The organism is Nocardia sp. NPDC019219 (genome assembly GCF_040632645.1).
In the GTDB taxonomy this organism is placed as follows: domain Bacteria; phylum Actinomycetota; class Actinomycetes; order Mycobacteriales; family Mycobacteriaceae; genus Nocardia; species Nocardia sputorum.
The window spans coordinates 145,209-159,986 of record NZ_JBEYCG010000016.1 but is presented as its reverse complement, the minus strand read 5'-3'; the positions used below and the strand labels follow the sequence as shown (position 1 = coordinate 159,986).

General features: G+C 69.1%; 14 protein-coding genes and 1 pseudogene. 4 read left to right on the top strand and 11 right to left on the bottom strand.

The genetic code is table 11. The features are described from left to right. Positions 1-40: 40 nt before the first annotated feature. Complete coding sequence (locus ABZ552_RS26470) at positions 41-1,447, bottom strand: MFS transporter (RefSeq protein WP_281875498.1); 1,407 nt, start codon at positions 1,445-1,447, stop codon at positions 41-43. Between the two features lie 167 nt (positions 1,448-1,614). Continuing rightward, positions 1,615-2,448 carry an LLM class F420-dependent oxidoreductase gene (locus ABZ552_RS26465; protein WP_281916647.1) on the bottom strand — a complete coding sequence of 278 codons (834 nt, stop codon included), beginning with the start codon at positions 2,446-2,448 and terminating at the stop codon, positions 1,615-1,617. A 173-nt stretch (positions 2,449-2,621) separates the two neighbouring features. On the opposite strand from ABZ552_RS26465, the pseudogene ABZ552_RS26460 reads away from it, so the two are divergent. Further along, a pseudogene (locus tag ABZ552_RS26460) lies at positions 2,622-3,053 on the top strand (Hsp20/alpha crystallin family protein); the annotation flags it as partial. Between the two features lie 147 nt (positions 3,054-3,200). Here ABZ552_RS26460 and truA read toward each other — a convergent pair. The 8 genes from truA to infA all read right to left on the bottom strand — a co-directional run bounded on the left by truA (position 3,201) and on the right by infA (position 8,142). Further along, the gene (gene truA / locus ABZ552_RS26455) at positions 3,201-4,070 is read right to left on the bottom strand and encodes a tRNA pseudouridine(38-40) synthase TruA (protein ID WP_281919455.1); all 870 of its coding nucleotides are present in this window, start codon (positions 4,068-4,070) and stop codon (positions 3,201-3,203) included. 97 nt (positions 4,071-4,167) lie between these two features. Continuing rightward, positions 4,168-4,695, bottom strand: coding sequence for a 50S ribosomal protein L17 (gene rplQ / locus ABZ552_RS26450; RefSeq protein WP_281875502.1), 528 nt, complete (start codon positions 4,693-4,695; stop codon positions 4,168-4,170). 128 nt (positions 4,696-4,823) lie between these two features. Continuing rightward, entirely contained in the window at positions 4,824-5,882 is a 1,059-nt protein-coding gene (locus ABZ552_RS26445; protein WP_039796155.1) for a DNA-directed RNA polymerase subunit alpha, read from the bottom strand. A gap of 107 nt (positions 5,883-5,989) precedes the next feature. Further along, on the bottom strand, positions 5,990-6,595 hold the full coding sequence (gene rpsD / locus ABZ552_RS26440) for a 30S ribosomal protein S4 (protein ID WP_063021328.1): 606 nt from the start codon (positions 6,593-6,595) through the stop codon (positions 5,990-5,992). Positions 6,596-6,615: 20 nt separating this feature from the next. Then, positions 6,616-7,029 carry a 30S ribosomal protein S11 gene (rpsK, locus tag ABZ552_RS26435; RefSeq protein ID WP_039795647.1) on the bottom strand — a complete coding sequence of 138 codons (414 nt, stop codon included), beginning with the start codon at positions 7,027-7,029 and terminating at the stop codon, positions 6,616-6,618. 9 nt (positions 7,030-7,038) lie between these two features. Next, positions 7,039-7,410: a 30S ribosomal protein S13 gene (gene rpsM, locus ABZ552_RS26430; protein WP_039795645.1), complete on the bottom strand. Its 372-nt coding sequence runs from the start codon at positions 7,408-7,410 to the stop codon at positions 7,039-7,041. A 248-nt stretch (positions 7,411-7,658) separates the two neighbouring features. Continuing rightward, the gene (gene rpmJ / locus ABZ552_RS26425; RefSeq protein ID WP_011207363.1) at positions 7,659-7,772 is read right to left on the bottom strand and encodes a 50S ribosomal protein L36; all 114 of its coding nucleotides are present in this window, start codon (positions 7,770-7,772) and stop codon (positions 7,659-7,661) included. A gap of 148 nt (positions 7,773-7,920) precedes the next feature. After that, on the bottom strand, positions 7,921-8,142 hold the full coding sequence (infA, locus tag ABZ552_RS26420; protein WP_003418601.1) for a translation initiation factor IF-1: 222 nt from the start codon (positions 8,140-8,142) through the stop codon (positions 7,921-7,923). A 2,959-nt stretch (positions 8,143-11,101) separates the two neighbouring features. Here infA and ABZ552_RS26415 point away from each other — a divergent pair. Then, on the top strand, positions 11,102-12,580 hold the full coding sequence (locus tag ABZ552_RS26415) for an AAA family ATPase (RefSeq protein ID WP_357440510.1): 1,479 nt from the start codon (positions 11,102-11,104) through the stop codon (positions 12,578-12,580). Between the two features lie 50 nt (positions 12,581-12,630). On the opposite strand, the gene ABZ552_RS26410 is transcribed toward ABZ552_RS26415, so the two are convergent. Then, positions 12,631-12,942, bottom strand: a complete 312-nt coding sequence (locus ABZ552_RS26410) for a DUF4254 domain-containing protein (protein ID WP_281875507.1) — start codon at positions 12,940-12,942, stop codon at positions 12,631-12,633. Between the two features lie 358 nt (positions 12,943-13,300). On the opposite strand from ABZ552_RS26410, the gene ABZ552_RS26405 reads away from it, so the two are divergent. Next, positions 13,301-14,104: a GntR family transcriptional regulator gene (locus tag ABZ552_RS26405; protein ID WP_281916645.1), complete on the top strand. Its 804-nt coding sequence runs from the start codon at positions 13,301-13,303 to the stop codon at positions 14,102-14,104. A 3-nt stretch (positions 14,105-14,107) separates the two neighbouring features. Continuing rightward, entirely contained in the window at positions 14,108-14,713 is a 606-nt protein-coding gene (locus ABZ552_RS26400; RefSeq protein ID WP_281875511.1) for a GNAT family N-acetyltransferase, read from the top strand. The last annotated feature ends 65 nt before the right edge of the window (positions 14,714-14,778 follow it).

Genomic DNA, 14,778 nt, shown 5'->3' with positions numbered 1-14,778 from the left:
ATCCTCCCACAGGGGGTGGATCGGCGCGTGTGCCGGTCGGTCAGTCACGCACGGTGACCATCGGCCGTCCCGGCTCGGCCGCCGCGGCGCCGGGCCCGGTATCGGCGCCGGCGGCGGGCTCGGCCGCGTCGATCGCCGACGAGGCCGAGGTCTCCCGCATGAAGTAGTAGGTGACCAGCGAGACGGCGATGCAGCCCGCGACGTACCAGAAGTACAGCGATTCGTGGCCGCCTTTCTTCAGCGCCAGCGCGATCGTCTCCGCCGTGCCGCCGAAGATGGCGACGGTCAGCGCGTAGGGCAGACCCACGCCGAGCGCGCGGATCTTCGTGGGGAACAGCTCGGCCTTCACGATCGCGTTGATCGAGGTGTATCCCGTGATGATCACCAGAGCGCCCATCATCAGGGCCCACGCGGCGACCGGATCGGTGGTGTGCGCGAGCACCGTCATGATCGGCACGGTCAGCAGGGTGCCGGCCACGCCGAAGAAGATCAGCAGTTTGCGCCGGCCCACCCGGTCCGACAGCGCGCCCGCCAGCGGCTGCAACACCACGAAGACCAGCAGTGCGATGAAGTTGATCCACGCGACGGTCGACTTGGAGATGCCGGAGGTGTTGATCATGAACTTCTGCATATAGGTCGTGTACGTGTAGAACGCGACCGTTCCGCCCAGCGTCAGCCCGACCACCAGCAGACACTCGCGAGGGTATTGCAGCAGGATACGCAGCGAACCACGCGACTGCCGCGCTCCGGCTGGCGACGCGCCCTCTGCGCGCTCCGCGTGCTGCCCGGATTCGGCGCGGAACTGCTCGGACTCGTCCATGCCCCGCCGCAGCCACATGACGATCAGCGCACCGGCGGCGCCGATCACGAACGGGATCCGCCAGCCCCAGGCGTTCATCTGGTCCGCGTCGAGGAATTGCTGCAACACGATCTGCACCCCCAACGCGACGAGCTGGCCGGCCACCAGCGTCACGTATTGGAAGCTCGAGTAGAACCCGCGCCTGCCCGGGGATGCCACCTCGGACAGATACGTCGCACTGGTGGCGTACTCACCGCCGACCGACAGGCCCTGCAACAGCCGGGCGACCAGCAGCAGAGCTGGAGCGGCCAGACCGATGGTCTGGTAACCGGGCGTCGCCGCGATCAGCAGCGAACCGGCCGCCATCACGGTCACCGACAGGGTCAGCGCCGAGCGCCTGCCGAACCGGTCGGCGTACCGGCCCAGCGCCCAGCCGCCGATCGGGCGCATCAGGAAGCCGACCGCGAACACGGCGGCGGTGGACAGCAACTGCGCGGTCGGATCGTCCTTAGGAAAGAACGTTTTCGCGAAGTACACGCTGAACGCGGCGTAGACATACCAGTCGTACCACTCGACGAGATTGCCGATGGAGCCGCGCAAAACGTTCGCGACCACCCGGCGCTCGCCCACGGGCTGTGTCGTAGTCACAAGATCTCCTTCTCCGACGCCTCATCACGTCGTCGCAGATCAGTGTGTCGGCAGTCACACGCGCACGGAATGGCTCTCGAGGCTTCCTAACAGTCCCTTAGGACGATCGGAGAACAGATCCGGCCCCCGGCCGCGAGGCCGGGGGCCGGAGGATTCCGTCGGATCGCTCAGGACCGTTTGGTCAGCAGCGGGGCAAGGGTGCGCAGCGCCGGGAGGTAGTTGTCGCCGAGGATCTGCACCGCGACGTGATCGGCGCCCGCGTCCAGGTGTTCGGTCAGCCGGTCTGCGATCCGCTCCGGCGTGCCGTGCGCGATGACGGCGTCGAACACGCGATCACCCGGCGGGACGGTGAGGTCGGCGTCGGTGAAGCCGAACCGGCGCAGGTTCGACACGTAATTGGTCAGGCCCAGGTAGAACGCGACGGTCTCGTCGGCGACCGTGTGCGCCGCGCGGGCGTCGTCGGTCAGCACCACCTTGTGCTCGGTCGCCACCAGCACGTCCGGGCCGACGATCTCGCGAGCCTTCGCGGTATGCGCCGAGGGCACGAAGTAGGGCAGCGCGCCCAGGGACCGCTCGGCGGCCAGCTTCAGCACGCGCGGGCCGAGCGCGGCCACCGCGCGGCGTTCGGCGGGTACTCCCGCGGCGTCGAGGTCGTCGAGGTACTCGGCCAGCGCGTCGTACGGTTTGCGGTACTCGCCGGTGTGCTCCGGGTGGCCCGCGCCGATGCCGAGCAGGAACCGGCCGGGGAAACGCGCCTCGATCCGATGGAACGAATCGGCGACCTCCTTCGCGGGCGCCGCCCAGATGTTCACGATGCTGGTGGCCACGGTGATCGTTTCGGTCGCCTCGAGCAGCGGTTCGACCACTGCCAGATCCGCCGGGGGCGAGGCCCCCAACCACAGCGCGCCGTAGCCCAGCTGCTCCAATTCCCGTGCGTCCGCCGGACTGAACCCGTTGAACGCCCGCCACACTCCGAACCGTCCGAGACTGTCGAATGCCATGTCCCGAGCCAACACGTGCCCGGGGGCGGCTATTCCGGCTCCGCGGATCTCCCGCTTGCCGGAACCGTCGAGTCGATGCTCTGCGGATTGCCGAGGGCTAGTGTGGCTATTGCACAGCTATCGGCGCCCGCCGCCGTGGCGGTCGCCACCACGAGGAGATGGAGGTGATTGCTGTGCTTCGATTCGATCCATTCCATGACATCGACACCGTCGCCCGCCAATTGCTGGGTGAAAGCGTCGGAACCGGACGCGCACCGCGATTCATGCCGATGGATCTGTTCAAAGCGGGAGATCACTACGTCTTGAACGCGGACCTGCCCGGCGTCGACCCCGGCTCGATCGACGTCAGCGTCGACAACGGCACGCTCACCCTGCGGGCGCAACGCACCGTGCCTAGCGAGGAAGGCGTCCAGTGGATCGCCTCGGAACGCTTCGCGGGCACCTTCATGCGCCAGATGTCCCTCGGGGAGAACGTCGACGTCGAGAACATCAGCGCGACCTACAACAACGGCGTGCTGTCCGTGACGATCCCCATCGCGGAGCGGGCGAAGCCGCGCCGCATCCAGATCTCCGGGGCGTCCCAGGAACCGAGGACCATCGAAGCGCAATCGAGCCGGTCCGGGCAGATGTCGCCGACGCAGCAGGAACAGAGTCAGCAGCCGGGGCAGTCGCAGCAGCAATATCCGCAGTCGTCGAAGTGACCGTGCCGCTACCCGCACCCACGCACGGGTGCGGGTAGTCCACGGACGTCCTCAATCGCCGCAACAACCTCCGCCCGCAACCGGAACCGACCGCATCTCCCGTGTCTGCGCGTTGCGGGCGGCGAGTTCTTCGTCGGCCGGGTAGTCGACGCCGATCAGGCTCAAACCGTGTGCGGGCGCGACGGTGACCGAACTGGAACGCTCCGTCTCCCGCAACAGATCGCTCACCCATTCCGGTGTGCGCCGCCCCTCGCCGACGGCCAGGACCGCACCGACCAGGCTGCGCACCATCGACCAGCAGAACGCGTCGGCGCTGACGTAGGCGACCAGCAGATCGCCGTCGCGCACCCAGTCGAAGCGCTGCAACTCCCGGACCGTCGTCGCGCCTTCCCTGCGTCGGCAGAACGCGGCGAAGTTGTGCAGCCCCAGCAACTTTCGCGAAGCCACCCGCATGGCGTCGACATCGACGTCGGATCGGCAGGCGACCACGCTGCGCGCGTGCAGCGGCTCGGCCCCGTACGGCGCGGTGGTCAACCGATAGGCGTAGTGGCGGCGGACGGCGGAGAACCGGGCGTCGAACTCCGGTGCGGCCGGGGCGGCCCGCTTGATCCGCACGTCCTTCGGCAGGAATCGCGCCATCCGGTGCACCAGTTTTCCCGGGTCCAGTTCGCCGGACGTGTCGAAATGCGCGACCTGTCCCTCGGCGTGCACCCCCGCGTCCGTCCGGCCCGCCACGGTCAGCTGGATCGGCTCGCGGAACACTTTGCTCAGCGCGTCCTCCAGCACGCCCTGCACGGTGCGCAGCCCGGGCTGGCTGGCCCAGCCGAGGAAATCCGTGCCGTCGTAGGCGATGTCCAGCCGCACCCGGACCCGCGACGACTCGGGTTCGCCCGGCGCGTCCGCGCGCGGCCGGTCCGGCATCGATACCTCCACGGTCACATGATCCTCTGGTCGAAACGAACGAGCCCGCCGACCCAGTGCGGGTGGCGGGCTCGTGCGCGAACTCCGACGCTCAGCGTCAGGCGTCCTTCTTGTCCTCGACGGCCTCGTCGGCAGCCGGAGCCTCGGCCTCGGCGGTCTCGGCGGTGGCCTCGTCGGCCTGCGCCTCGACGACCTCGGCGGCCGGAGCCTCCTCCGCCTTCTTCGACGCGGCGACGCGGCGAGCGCGATCGGCCTCGTTGGTCACGGTCTTCTCCCGGACCAGCTCGATGATCGCCATCGGCGCGTTGTCACCCTTACGCGGCAGCGTCTTGGTGATGCGCGTGTAGCCACCCTCGCGCCCCTCGAACGACGGGCCGATCTGAGCGAAGAGCTCGTGCACGACGTTCTTGTTGCGGATCACCTTCAGCACCTCGCGACGGTCGGCCAGGGTGCCGCCCTTCGCCTTGGTGATCAGCTTCTCCGCGTAGGGACGCACGGCCTTGGCCTTGGCCTCGGTGGTGGTGATCCGGCCGTGCTCGAAGAGCGCCGTGGCCAGATTGGCGAAGATCGCCTTCTGGTGCGACGCCGACCCGCCGAAGCGGGCACCCTTCTTGGGCTTGGGCATTGTGGTGTTCTCCTGTGTCTTTTTGCGGCGCTCCCGGCGCCCTGCGTGGTTACGCTCTGCTACCGCCTCCGGGCGCGTCGCTCACGCCGCGGGTACGAGGCCGGGACCGGGGCGCCTACCCCGGCGGCCTAGAGCTGTTCGGTCTCGGCGTAGTCCTGCTCGCCGCCATCGGTGTCACTGAACGTGCCGCTGTCGCTCCACGTGCCGGTGCTCGCGTCGTAGCCCACCACGCTGGACGGATCGAACGACGCCGGGCTGTCCTTCAGCGAGAGGCCGAGCGCGTGCAGCTTGACCTTGACCTCGTCGATGGACTTCTGGCCGAAGTTCCGAATATCCAGCAGATCCGACTCGGTGCGGGCGACCAGCTCGCCGACGGTGTGCACACCCTCGCGCTTGAGGCAGTTGTAGGACCGGACGGTGAGGTCCAGGTCCTCGATCGGCAGGCCGAACGAGGCGATGTGGTCCGCCTCGGCCGGCGAGGGGCCGATCTCGATGCCCTCGGCTTCGACGTTCAGCTCGCGGGCCAGGCCGAAGAGCTCGACCAGGGTCTTGCCCGCCGAGGCGAGCGCGTCCCGCGCGCTGATGGAGTTCTTGGTCTCCACGTCCAGGATGAGCCGGTCGAAGTCGGTGCGCTGCTCGACACGGGTGGCCTCGACCTTGTAGGTCACCTTGAGCACCGGCGAGTAGATCGAATCCACCGGGATCCGCCCGATTTCCGCGCCGGACGCCTTGTTCTGCACGGCGGGGACGTAGCCGCGACCGCGCTCGACGACGAGCTCGATCTCCAGCTTGCCCTTGTCGTTCAGGGTCGCGATGTGCATGTCCGGGTTGTGCACCACGACGCCGCTGGGCGGGACGATGTCACCGGCGGTGACGGTGCCCGGGCCCTGCTTGCGCACGTACATCGTGACCGGCTCGTCCTCCTCCGAGGACACGACCAGGCCCTTGAGGTTCAGGATGATGTCGGTGACATCTTCCTTCACGCCCGGGACGGTGGTGAACTCGTGCAGGACACCGTCGATGCGGATGCTGGTGACCGCCGCCCCCGGAATCGAGGACAGCAGGGTACGCCGCAGCGAGTTGCCGAGGGTGTAACCGAAGCCCGGCTCGAGCGGTTCGATGGTGAACTTCGAGCGGTTCTCCGCGACGACCTCTTCGGTCAGCGTCGGACGCTGTGAAATCAGCATGGGGATCATCCTCCTTTTTGGGCGCCCGCTATTTGACGCCTCGTCTCAGGGGTTGTGCGTGGCCGCCCAATCCAGAGCGACCACGCACCAGCAGCACGTGTGCCGTGTTACTTCGAGTAGTACTCGACGATCAGCTGTTCCTGCAGCGGCACATCGATCTGGGCGCGCTCCGGCAACTGGTGGACCAGGATCCGCAGCCGGCCCGGGATCACCTGGAGCCAGCCGGGGACCGGACGGTCGCCGAGGGTCTCGCGGGCCACCTGGAACGGCAGGGTGCCCAGCGACTTCTCCTTGACATCGATGATGTCGTACTGGGTGACCTGGAAGCTGGGAACGTCGACCTTCTTGTTGTTCACCAGGAAGTGGCCGTGCGAGACCAGCTGGCGAGCCTGCCGGCGGGTACGCGCCAGACCGGCGCGGTACACGACGTTGTCCAGGCGGGTCTCGAGCAGACGCAGCAGGTTGTCACCGGTCTTGCCCTTGAGGCGGTTGGCCTCTTCGTAGTACCGGCGGAACTGCTTCTCCATGACGCCGTAGGAGAAGCGGGCCTTCTGCTTCTCCTGCAGCTGGAGCAGGTACTCGCTCTCCTTGATCCGCGCGCGGCCGTGCTGGCCGGGCGGGTAGGGGCGACGCTCGAACGCCTGGTCGCCGCCGACGAGGTCGACGCGCAGACGACGCGACTTGCGGGTGATAGGGCCTGTGTAACGAGCCATTGTTCGTTATTCCTTTCCCGCTAGACGCGACGCCGCTTGGGCGGACGGCAGCCGTTGTGCGGCTGCGGGGTGACATCGGAGATCGTGCCCACCTCGAGGCCGGCGGCCTGCAGCGAGCGGATCGCGGTCTCGCGGCCCGAACCGGGGCCCTTCACGAACACGTCGACCTTCTTGACGCCGTGTTCCTGCGCCTTGCGGGCGGCGTTCTCGGCGGCGAGCTGCGCGGCGAACGGGGTCGACTTGCGCGAGCCCTTGAAGCCGACGTGACCCGACGACGCCCAGGAGATGACGTTGCCGTTCGGGTCGGTGATCGACACGATCGTGTTGTTGAACGTGCTCTTGATGTGCGCGTTGCCGTGCGGGACGTTCTTCTTGTCCCTGCGACGCGACTTCTGGGTCTTCTTCGGGCCCGCGGCCCGACTCTTCGGAGGCATCGGTTATCCCTACTTCTTCTTGCCGGCGACGGTGCGCTTCGGGCCCTTGCGGGTGCGCGCGTTGGTCTTGGTGCGCTGGCCACGCACGGGCAGGCCACGACGGTGGCGCAGACCCTGGTAGCAGCCGATCTCGATCTTGCGGCGAATATCGGCCTGCACCTCGCGGCGCAGGTCACCCTCGACCTTGAACTCCGAAGCCTCGATGTAGTCACGCAGCTTCGTCAGATCGTCGTCGCTGAGATCCTTCGAACGCAGGTCCGGGCTGACGCCGGTGGCCTCGAGGATCTCCTTGGAGCGGGTACGGCCAATGCCGAAAATGTAGGTCAGTGCGATCTCCATGCGCTTCTCGCGCGGGAGGTCGACGCCCATGAGACGTGCCATCTGGCAGTTTCCTTAATCGTTGCGGAGGTCTGCTCCCTGTCCGTCCCCTCGTCGTGGTGGGGCACCGGCCTCCGAACCGGTGGTAGGCGCACACGCCCCAGGGCGAACCCTGATTTCCGCAGCGTGCGGCTGGTGCTGGGAGTTCTTCTTGCCAATCCGAACTGCGGTTCGGTGCTTGGCTGGTGTCGCGTCGAGCGGCGCCTTCGGCAAGCCTCGGGCGGGTGGGACGAGGTCGCCCTCGCCTTCGCTCAGCCCTGGCGCTGCTTGTGGCGCAGGTTGTCGCAGATCACCATGACCCGGCCGTGACGGCGGATCACCTTGCACTTCTCGCAGATCTTCTTGACGCTCGGCTGAACCTTCACGTCCGTCCAATCTGTTGTGGTTCACAGGGGTGTGAACACAGTTTTTCCCCAGTCGGCGACTGGGGAAGCTCTGAGGTGAGTCTTTCGACTCGGCCCCGGCTCGCGCCGGGACTGCCGGTGCGCACCGACCCGATCGCGGCGGGCGCGATCACTTGTAGCGGTATACGATCCGGCCACGCGACAGGTCGTAGGGCGAGAGCTCGACGACCACACGGTCCTCGGGGAGGATGCGAATGTAGTGCTGCCGCATCTTCCCGCTGATGTGCGCGAGAACCTTGTGCCCGTTCTCGAGCTCGATCCGGAACATCGCATTGGGCAGCGGTTCGACAACTCGACCCTCGACCTCGATGGCCCCGTCTTTCTTCGCCATGTCCTCCGCGATCCCGGTTACGCTCAACCTGGTTTGTTTGCCTGGTTCTGTTCGGATGGATCGGCCGCCGGAGCGGACCGCTCGCACACAAACAGGCGGCGCGTAGGTGCACCGCCGCTCCAGCTTACCGATCCGTTCCGCTTCGGGCAAAAATGCCTCCCTGTATACCCGTGTCGCCAGGCGTTTCGCAGCCGACTTCCCAGCCGTGGCGGGCATCGGACGCTGTGCCGCGACGGCCCCTGGTTGTCGCGTAAACTGGCCGCTGTCCAGGTATTTGGGTCGAACGGATCGAGGGGGACGCGTGAGCCGGCGCAGCGAGCGAGGCACCGGCGGAGGCGCTCCTCGGTCGGGTCGAAGCGAGCGGCAGGGAGGCGAGGCCGTGAGTAAGCGTAGCGAGCGAGTCACCGGCAGAGCACTCCTGGTCACGACCGAGCCGAGCGGCAGCGAGGGCAGTCGTGGCTGAGCACAGCGAGCGGATCGACGACACGCCGAGCGGCAGCGAGGCGGAGTCGTGAGCCGTAGCAATGACGGCCTGCCCATGCTGCCGCCGTGGCTGTCGGAGAGCGATGTCGGCCAGAGCGGCTACGAGGCGCCGGTACAGAACCTCCCGCACGACGAACTCATCGAGGACACCCCCAACCGCAGGCGCGGCCGTTTCAAGAACCGAGCGCCAGAGGCGGAACGGCCGGAGGCCGCGCGCCCGGAGAAGCGCCGCAAAGGCTGGCGCCGCGACAAGCACGACGGGCCCTCCGACGAGGAACAGCGGCAGAACGTGGCGAACCGTGCGCCCGCGCCCGGTCCGGACGAGCCCGCGCCCGGCCCGTTCGCAGGCGAGTCCTGGCAGCAGCAACCCGGCTACGACCGGCCCGCCCCGGCGCAGGGCAGCCCGTGGCAAGCGCCGCCTCAGCACCACAGCACTCCGCAGCACGGTCTGCCCACCCGCAACCCGTCGCAGCCCTCACCCGGTTTCCAGCCCCTGGGCAGCAGGTCCGCGGACCAGGCCGCCCCGAACGACCGGCAAGCCGGCAGGCCGGATCTCCCGCCACCGCCGCCCCGGCAACAGGCCGACGAGCGGCCCGCTCCAGCGCCGGGCGGCGAGCACGTCCGGCCGCCACGCGGCGAGAGCACACCCGGCCCGGCAGCGGGCGGCCGCCCTCCGGCCGGACCGCAGCACGGCGGTTGGCCGTCCACCGGCAATCCCCGGCTCGACGCCGCGCTGTCGGCGGTGCTCCCGAACCACTGGCCGGCCCCGCCGGCACCCGGCCAGGCCGCTGCACCGGCGGCTCCGGCCCCGGCCGGAGACGAGACAGCTCACCTCGGTAGCGGGTCGCGCGGGTTGTCGCCCGCCGGCCCGAATCAAACGTGGCCCACCGGCGACCGCCCGGCAGGTCCGGCCAGCGCCGACGCGTCCGGCGACCCGGCAACTCCGCCACCCGGCCCGACCCACGCGGCATGGCAGAGCGAACACTCGACGCCGGGTGCGCAATTCGCGCCGCTACCCGGCAGCGACCAGGCGATCCCGACCACCCGCCCGGGCTCAGCTGGGGCGCCGACCGGCGGCACGTCGGCCGAGATTCCGGACACCGGCCCGGAGCACATCGCGGGGCAAGGCGGTCGGCTGCCGACCGGCACGCATCCCGCATCGCCGGTCGCGACTCGCGCGGCATCCGGCGGCGGACCGGCGGCTGGGGCACCGGCCGCGGCCGAGCACACGGGGTGGCAGGCGTCCGACCCTCGGATAGAGCAAGATGCGGCGGACCCGAGCCGCGGGCGGCCCGACTTCCCTGCCGACGAGCAGACCCGGCGATTCGGCGAACCCACATCCACGTCCGGCGAGGGGAGCTCGGCGTCCGAGGAAGCGGACGCGTTCGGGCAGGCCGGAAGCCACCGAGCCACGCCGTCCGCAACGTCGCCCAGCGGCGTGAACTCGGCGGAGCAACCGCACGGCGGGACCACCGCCGCCGCGCCGAGCCCTGACGCGGCGCCGGTCCAGCAGCCGACCACGTCGGCAGGTGGCCCGGCCGCAGGAACGAGCGGCACCACGCCCTCGCCTGATGCCACCCGCGCCGACCATTCGGCAGCGTCGGCGATAGACACGAGCAGCGGCACAACACCGATCGATGGCGGCACGCCACCCCACGGCGACCATCAAGCGTCGACGACGACCGGCACCACCCCTCCAGGCGACGCCCACCCGACACCCCACGGCCACCACCAACCGTCGGCCACGACCGGCACCACCCCTCCAGGCGACGCCCACCCGACACCCCACGGCCACCACCAACCGTCGGCCACGACCGGCACCACTGCTCCAGGCGACGCCCACCCGACACCCCACGGCCACCACCAACCGTCGGCCACGACCGGCACCACTGCGGGCGAAGTCGACCTGAAACCGGACGGCGGCCATCAGGCGTCGGCGGCGCAGGCTGGCGCGCCCGATTCCACCGCGGTGAGTTCCGATGGTCCGCCGCCCTGGCTCGCCGCACCGCGGTCCGAGCAAGCCGAGGTGCCCGCGACGGACGCGCCCCGCCGACTGCCGCCGCTGCCCGACCCGCCCGCGCCGCATGAGCGGCCGCAGAGTGGTGTCGTTCCAGTACCGGCACACGACGAGCACCGTCCGCCGACGCGCGGTGCGGATGGTCCGCCGCCCTGGCTCGGACACACCGCACCGTCGCAAACCGGTCGTCCGGTCCAGCCCGCGCCGCAGGACACCGCCGCGCAGGCCGATCGAGCGCCCACCCACTCGACGCCGGAACCCGGCGTCCCCGCCGATCACCTACTGGCGGCGCACCCGCGGCCCGTGGACCACGGCCCTGTCGAACCGACCGCCGCGTCCGGTCCGCACCGTGAACAGGGTGGCGCCCTAGTACCGCCCGCGCCCCACACCGTCTTCGCGACCGGGGCTGCGCCTACCGCAGTCCCTGCACCGGAGTCCGCCGCGCAGTCGGCTGGATCGGTGGACGCGACGCGCGCGCAACAAGATGCCGGGATCCCGGCGCCTGGCTGGACCAGCGCGCATGAGGCAGGCGCTGCGTCGGCGCGCTCCGCCGGTGGACGGCATCGGCTCTCCGCCGACCCGAACGCCCCGTCGGCTCCGCAGGCGCCGGTCGAACAAGCGCCGGATCTCGATCAACAGCCGGTCCCCCCGCAAGGGCCGGATCCGGCCTACAACGCGGGCGGCCCGCAGCCCGGTCCCGATGCCGCGAGCGGCATGAACACCGGCCATGCAACACATTTCGCTGGAGTCCAGACACCCGGTCCCGCTCCGCAGGCATCCGCCGACCAGTGGCGCAATGCCGCCGCACCGTCCGCCGCGCCCGAATCGATCCCGGTGCCACCGCATTCCGCGCCGCCGCCGTATCCCGCCGAACATCAAGGCACGGGGCAACCCGCTCCGCAGTGGAGCGCTCCCCCCGGCTACGCCCAGCCGCCGGGCATCCAGTTCCAGCAGCCTTCGCCCGACTACGCCCAGCCGCCCGCGCAACATCCGGGCGCGCAGTTCCAGCACCCTTCGCTGGACAATGTGCCACTGCGCCGGGCCAAGAAGGCACCGGCGGGATCCGGGTGGCGCAAGGCGGTGCACCACGTGTCCGGCGGCGCGATCAACCCCGGCATGTCCGCCGAGGAACGCAGGTTGCAAGAACTGGTCGCGCGGATCAGGCAGCCCGTGCGCGGTGACTACCGGATCGCGGTGCTCTCGCTCAAGGGTGGTGTCGGGAAGACCACCACCACAATGGGTCTCGGCTCCACCTTCGCCTCCATCCGCGGCGACCGGGTGATCGCCGTCGACGCCAATCCCGACTTCGGCACGCTGTCGCAGCGGGTGCCGTTGCAGACCCGCTCCACCGTGCGCGACCTGCTCCTCGATTCCACGATCCAGCGCTATTCGGATGTGCGCAGGCACACCTCGCAGGCGACCAGCCGCCTGGAAGTGCTGGCCAGCGAACGTGATCCGGCCGCGTCGGAGGCGTTCAGCGAAGACGAGTACCGCGCGGTCGCCCGGATCCTGCAGCGGTTCTACAACATCATCCTCACCGACTGCGGCACCGGGCTCATGCATTCGGCGATGGCGGGTGTGCTGGACCTAGCGCATTCGCTGGTGTTGATCTCCTCCCCCGCGATCGATGGAGCCCGCAGCGCCGCAGCGACTTTGGACTGGTTGTCGCTGCACGGCCATGACCACTTGGTCCGCAACGCGGTGGTGGTGATCAACTCCCCGCGAGCCGGATCACCGAATGTCGGTATCCAGCAACTGCGGGAGTACTTCCTGTCCCGGTGCCGCGCGGTGCACATCATCCCGTTCGACCCGCACATGTCCGAAGGCGCCGAGATCGATCTGCATCGGCTGCACAAGCAGACCAAGCGGGCCTATGTCGAGCTGGCCGCGACCGTCGCGGACGATTTCGCCACCGATCACCGTCGTTACCGCCCCTGACACCCGCCGGGCAGTGGCCCGGCGGGCAAGGGAGCGAACGGATCAGCCGCTCACCACTCGGGCAGGCGCCGCCTGCCGGCCATGACGTCGCGCACGAGATCGTCGTAGGCGTCCGCGAGTTCGGCGAGATGATGCCACGCGTTGTGCAGCAGCTCGTCGTGCGCGTTCAGAGTCATCAACGCGTGGTGCGCGCGCACCGACGACTCGGCGAGGCGATCGATGACCGCACCCACCGTTTCGGTGTGCAAGGTGGCGCCGAGCCGATGCTGCGGCACACTGCGCATCACCCAGTCGTCGATGGCCATCACCAATTCGACTCTGCGACGCTCGATTTCGCGGACCACCGCCACGGAGGTGTCCACCGATCCACCGCGGCCGACCAGGCGGCGCTCATGTAGCACTGCCAGATCACGTGCGAACCACAACAGCGGGCCACCGACCACCCGGTGCCCGCGACACGCCCGAACCAATAGGTCGGACGTGGGAAGTAACCCCGGCGCCGAAGAGCGCACCGAAGGATCGACACACCGCGGTGTGCCAGGGAGGGCCATTACGACCGTTGTATCCGAACCTGCCACGTTGCCTCGCCGTCATCGCCGCACAACACCGGATCAGGACTTCATTACAATAAACCTCTGAAGGCACCTGTCAAGCGTTAACCGGCCGTATGGAGTCACGAAGAGTACACTTCGTTACCTGCATGACCAACCGAGGAGCAAGATGCCGGACGGTCCGACTTATCACCGGATCGCAGACCTCCTCCGCGAGGAGATCCGCGCAGCAAAGTGGAAACCGGGCGATCGACTGCCCAGTCATTCCGAGCTTGCCGATCAGATGCAGGTCTCGATAACCACCGCGCGCAACGCGATCCAGGTGCTGGTGACCGAAAATTTGGTCTATACAGCTACTTCCCGCGGAACCATCGTTCGAAACCAAGAAGTTCTGGAATCCGTGGTGACCGACTCTATCCGCCCCGACCGGCCGCAGACCCCGCACGACATCTTCGAGGAGATCGCGCGGGCCGCGAACCGGGAGCCGTCGAAGGAGTTCAGCGCGAAGATGGAGCCCGCAGGCCCCGACGTCGCGTCATGGCTGGGTGTACCGCCGGATTCCTGGGTCCTGGCCAGGACCGTGGTCCAGTACCTCGACCACGAACCGTGGTCCTGGGAGGTCAGCTTCTATCCCCGGGATCTGGCCGAGGCCACCGGAATCGACTCCCCGCACGACATTCCGGAGGGCACCACCCGCCGCCTCGCCGACCGGGGACACGCCGAGACCGCGCACCGCGACACGCTCGTCGCACGGCCGGCCACCGCCGAGGAAGCCCTGGTGCTCGGCGTCACCGCGGGCACCATCCTGCTCGACCATCTGCGTATCGGGGCCACCCACGAGCGAGTCACCCGTGCCACGCGGCATCGTTCCCTCGCCACCGGGAATCGGCTCGCCTACGAACTCGGCGACGCCGAGGGCACCGCGGTCATCCGGAGCACGCTCGCCGGTTCGCCCGGGTCCGGTTCGGCCTAGCCCATGACCATCGCGCTGCGCCAGGCGACAATCGGAGATCTCGGCATGATCTGCCGCCTGCGCGTGCAGCGCACGGCGTGGCTCACCGCGCGCGGCTCCGACCAGTGGACGGTCGCCGGACGCGGGCTGCCGATCGAGATCTTCGCCCGCGGCGTCGGACGCTCGCTGGACGCGGGCGAGACCTGGATCGCCGAAGTGGCGGGCGAGCCCGCGGGAACCATCACGGTCAACGACCGCGCCGATGCCGGTCTGTGGTCGCGGTGGGAACTCGAGGGCGCGGTGATCGTCCATTTCATGATCGTCGACCTGCGCTTCGCCGGGCAGCGCGTGGGCCACCACATGCTCGCGCACGCGGGAATGCTCGCCCGCTCGCACAGACGCGCCTGGGTGCGGCTCGACGCCTGGACCACCAATACCGGCCTGCACGACTACTACCGTTCCGCGGGGTTCCGGTTGGTGCGGATCGCGGGGCCGCTGGCGCTGGGACCGTCGCGCGCGCTGTTCGAGCGGAGGGCCGACAGCTGGGATTCCGCGTTGCCCGTGACAGTTCCGGCCGTCGGTCGCCCGGCCGCTGCGGCGCTCTTGCGCCCACCACCGCCGAACAACTGATCGGAACGCCACAGCGGCGACACGTGAACGGCCCGGGAGTCCGGCGCGACACGATGATCCGTTCC

Coding starts and splice junctions, on each gene's coding strand:
- ABZ552_RS26405 (WP_281916645.1), top strand. CDS start 13,301: ATGCCGGACGGTCCGACTTATCACCGGATCGCAGACCTCCTCCGCGAG.
- rpsK (WP_039795647.1), bottom strand. CDS start 7,029: ATGCCTCCGAAGAGTCGGGCCGCGGGCCCGAAGAAGACCCAGAAGTCG.
- rplQ (WP_281875502.1), bottom strand. CDS start 4,695: ATGCCCAAGCCCAAGAAGGGTGCCCGCTTCGGCGGGTCGGCGTCGCAC.
- rpsD (WP_063021328.1), bottom strand. CDS start 6,595: ATGGCTCGTTACACAGGCCCTATCACCCGCAAGTCGCGTCGTCTGCGC.
- infA (WP_003418601.1), bottom strand. CDS start 8,142: ATGGCGAAGAAAGACGGGGCCATCGAGGTCGAGGGTCGAGTTGTCGAA.
- rpsM (WP_039795645.1), bottom strand. CDS start 7,410: ATGGCACGTCTCATGGGCGTCGACCTCCCGCGCGAGAAGCGCATGGAG.
- ABZ552_RS26445 (WP_039796155.1), bottom strand. CDS start 5,882: ATGCTGATTTCACAGCGTCCGACGCTGACCGAAGAGGTCGTCGCGGAG.
- ABZ552_RS26400 (WP_281875511.1), top strand. CDS start 14,108: ATGACCATCGCGCTGCGCCAGGCGACAATCGGAGATCTCGGCATGATC.
- ABZ552_RS26465 (WP_281916647.1), bottom strand. CDS start 2,448: ATGGCATTCGACAGTCTCGGACGGTTCGGAGTGTGGCGGGCGTTCAAC.
- truA (WP_281919455.1), bottom strand. CDS start 4,070: ATGCCGGACCGGCCGCGCGCGGACGCGCCGGGCGAACCCGAGTCGTCG.